The sequence below is a fragment of the Rhodoferax sp. genome, assembly GCF_037143375.1.
Classification (GTDB): Bacteria; Pseudomonadota; Gammaproteobacteria; order Burkholderiales; family Burkholderiaceae_C; genus Rhodoferax.
Genome location: NZ_JBAWYV010000234.1, coordinates 1 through 3657 on the forward strand (window position 1 = coordinate 1; position 3657 = coordinate 3657).

The window sequence follows — 3657 nt, forward strand, 5'->3', positions numbered from 1 at the left end:
CTGGCGGCGCTGGGTTTCACCCTGATCTACAACGCCAGCAACGTGATCAACTTCGCGCAGGGTGAATTCATCATGCTCGGGGGCATGCTGGCGGTGTTCTTCACCCAGGCTGGTCTGCCCCTGCCGGTAGCGCTGGTGCTGGCGATCCTGGTGCCCGCCATCGTCGGCGTGGTGCTGGAGAAGCTGGCGATTGAGCCGGTCAAGGGCGCTGAGACCGTCACGCTGATCATCATCACCATTGGCGCCTCGCTGGTGATTCGCGGCCTGATCCAGGTCTGGCTGGGCAAAGGCACGCACAGCCTGCCCGCCTTCTCGGGCGACGTGCCGATCGCCATTTTGGGCGCCACCCTGATGCCGCAAAGTCTGTGGGTGCTGGGCGTCACCGCCGTGGTGGTGGTGGCCCTGTGGTACTTCTTCAACCGCACCCTGCACGGCAAAGCCATGCTGGCGACCTCGTTCAACCGGGTGGCCGCCGAACTGGTGGGCATCAACACCAGCTGGGTCCTGTTCATGAGCTTTGCCATGTCGGCGGCCCTCGGTGCGCTGGGGGGCATTCTGGTAACCCCGATCACCCTCACCTCTTACGACGTGGGCATCATGCTTGGTCTCAAAGGCTTTGTCGCCGCCGTTGTCGGTGGTTTGGGCAATGGTCTGGGCGCCGTGCTGGGCGGCTTGCTGGTCGGCATTTTGGAGGCGATGGGCGCCGGTTACATCTCCTCGGCCTACAAGGACGCGATTCCCTTCGTGCTGATCCTGTTCATGCTGTTCTTCATGCCACGCGGCCTGTTTGGCGGCAAATCCACTGATCGGGTCTGAGCCATGTCTAATAAAGCTTACCGCGGTCTCTACCTTGTGATCGCCATTTTGTTGTTGCTGCCCTTTGTGCTGCCCAACAGTTTTTACCTCGATCTGGCGATTCGCATGGCGATCAACGCCGTCATCGTGCTGGGCCTGAATCTTTTGATCGGCTTTGCCGGCCAGATCAGCATGGGCCATGCCGGCTTCCTCGGCATTGGCGCTTATGCCTCGGCCGTGCTGCCGACCCACTTTGGCTGGCACCCGCTGCTCGCCATGGGCGCTGGCGCCTTGGCAACAGGCTTGCTGGCCGCTGTGCTGGCGCGTCCGATCTTCAAGCTCAAGGGCCACTACCTGGCGATGGCCACCTTGGGCCTGGGCATCATCATCAACATCGTGCTGCGCAACGAAGCGGCCCTCACCGGTGGGCCCGATGGCATGCCGGTACCCACACTGGGGCTGCTGGGCTTTGAGTTGTCCAGCGACAAGCACTGGTACTGGGTGGTGGCCTTGCTGCTCTCAGTCAGTGTCTGGGCTTCGCTGAACCTGATCAACTCCCCGTTTGGGCGTGCCCTGCGGGCCTTGCACGGTTCTGAAGTCGCCTCCCAGGTGGCAGGTGTCGATGTGGTGCGCTACAAAGTCTCGATCTTTGTCATCTCGGCCGTCTTTGCCAGCCTGATGGGCAGCGTCACCGCCCATTACGTCGGGTTTGTCACCCCCAACTTTGCCGACTTCTTTCATTCGATTGAACTGGTCACCATGGTGGTGATTGGCGGCATGGCCTCGGTTTATGGCTCCTTGGTCGGCGCCGTGTTGCTGACCGCCCTGCCCCAGGCCCTGACCTCGCTCGAAGGCTGGGAGACCGTGGCGTTTGGCGCCATTTTGATGAGCTGCATGATCTTCATGCCCAAGGGTCTGGTACCCACGCTCGCCGCTAAATTTGGCAAAGGAGCCTGAGCATGGCACTGCTTGAAGTCAAACAACTCAGTATTCAGTTCGGTGGGGTCAAGGCGGTACAAAACGTCAGTTTCAGCATCGAAGCCGGTATCGTCTACGCCGTGATCGGCCCCAATGGCGCGGGCAAGACCACGCTCTTTAACCTGATCACCGGCGTCTACACCCCGACCAGTGGCACCATCTTGCTCGACGGTGAAGCCATCCAGGGCAAGGCGCCCAACGAACTGGCCCGCCGCGGTGTCGCCCGCACGTTCCAGAATTTGCAGATCTGCATGAACATGAGCGCGATCGAGAACGTGATGGTCGGCGCCCACCTGCGCCTGGACCGCAACCCGCTCAAAGCCGCGCTGCGCTGGCCCTCGATCGTGCGCCGCGATGCGCAGTTGCGCGACGAGTCGGCCGAGTTGATGCGTTTTGTCGGGCTGGAGAAATACATTGAAGCGCGCGCCGACAGCATGTCGTACGGCGCTCTCAAGCGTCTGGAGATTGCCCGCGCCCTGGCCTTGAAGCCACGCATCATCTTTCTGGACGAGCCCGCGGCCGGGCTGAACCCCAAAGAAACCATTGAAGTCGATGAGTTGGTGCGCAAAGTGGCGGATTCAGGCGTCACCGTCGTTTTGGTGGAGCACGACATGAAGATGGTGATGAACTTATCGGACCGCATTCTGGTGCTCGACTACGGCAAGAAACTGGCCGAGGGCACGGGCGAAGAGGTCCGGCGCAACCCCGACGTGATTGCCGCCTACCTGGGTACCCACGCATGAACCACCCGACTTCCACCCCCCAAGGCCCCCGCATGCAAGCACTGCGCATCATCAGCGAAGACCACAGCAACCTGTGGCGTCTGGCGACCACCATCGACCATGTGGCCGAAGAAATCGAGGCTGGCGAAAAGGTCGACCCGGCGTTCTTCAGTTCCGTCTTTGATTACATCGAGCAGTTTGTTGACCGCTCGCACCACCCCAAGGAAGATGACTTCCTGTTTCGCCTGCTGCGCCTGAGAAGTGACAAGGCGGCGGCCATTCTGGACCCGTTGCAGGAGGAGCACCGCGAGGGGCCGCACAAGCTGCAGGCTTTGCGCACCTGTGTGGCGCAAGCCGCCAGTGGCGCGCTGGAGCCGACTGAGCTGGCGGTGCTGCTGCGCGCCTACACCGCCGGGCTTAAAAGCCACATTCGCAAGGAAGAGAAGTTTGCCATGCCGCTGGCACGCGAGGTCTTGACGCCTGAGGATTGGGCCGAGATTGATGGCGCCTTTATGGACAACGATGACCCGCTGTTTGGCGAGAAAGCCAAGGCCGAGTTTCGGGAGTTGTTTCACCGCGTCGCCAGTCTGGCGCCGGAGTCGATCGGACTGGGCGGACAAAGCAGTGGCCAGTTGCAAGCGTCTGCCGCCCCGGCCAAGGCCGATGTGCTGTTGCAGGTCACCGGAATGGAGAGTTGCTATGGCCGCATCCAGGCTTTGAAGGGCATCACGCTGGAGGTGCGCCGGGGTGAGACCGTGGCGCTGGTGGGGGCCAATGGCGCCGGCAAGACGACATTTTTGCGCACGCTCTCGGGGGTGCAACCGATGAGCGGGGGCAGTATTCAGTTTGACGGGGAAGACATCAGCAAGCTGCGCTCGGACATGCGCATGCGCCGCGGTATTTGCCAGAGCCCGGAGGGGCGTCAGGTGTTTGGGCCACTCTCCATCGACGATAACCTGCGCCTGGGGGCTTACACGCAACCCAAGCACCAGGTCGAGGGTGACTTGGAGAAGGTGTTTGCCATGTTTCCGATTCTCAAAGAGAAACGCCTGCTTCCGGCAGGCACCTTGTCGGGCGGGCAGCAGCAAATGTTGGCCATTGGCCGGGCCTTGATGGGGCGGCCCAAGTTGTTGTTGCTTGATGAGCCGTCGATGGGCCTGGC

4 protein-coding genes are annotated in these 3657 nt (G+C 61.7%); all 4 read left to right on the top strand.

Going from position 1 to position 3657, the window contains the following annotated elements; translation table 11 throughout:
• The coding region (locus WCG50_RS18225; protein WP_336901016.1) for a branched-chain amino acid ABC transporter permease at positions 1-816 on the top strand (816 nt) is incomplete at its 5' end.
• A gap of 3 nt (positions 817-819) precedes the next feature.
• Positions 820-1752 (top strand): branched-chain amino acid ABC transporter permease, encoded by a 933-nt coding sequence (locus WCG50_RS18230; protein WP_336901017.1) that lies wholly within the window; start codon positions 820-822, stop codon positions 1750-1752.
• A 2-nt stretch (positions 1753-1754) separates the two neighbouring features.
• A complete protein-coding gene (locus tag WCG50_RS18235; protein WP_336901018.1) occupies positions 1755-2516 on the top strand; it encodes an ABC transporter ATP-binding protein in 762 nt (253 codons plus the stop codon).
• A partial coding sequence (locus tag WCG50_RS18240) for an ATP-binding cassette domain-containing protein (protein ID WP_336901019.1) occupies positions 2513-3657 on the top strand: 1145 nt, incomplete at its 3' end. The genes WCG50_RS18235 and WCG50_RS18240, both read left to right, overlap by 4 nt.

Bases quoted from the DNA above. Each gene is read 5' to 3' on its own strand.
- WCG50_RS18230 (WP_336901017.1), top strand. From the start codon at position 820: ATGTCTAATAAAGCTTACCGCGGTCTCTACCTTGTGATCGCCATTTTG.
- WCG50_RS18235 (WP_336901018.1), top strand. From the start codon at position 1,755: ATGGCACTGCTTGAAGTCAAACAACTCAGTATTCAGTTCGGTGGGGTC.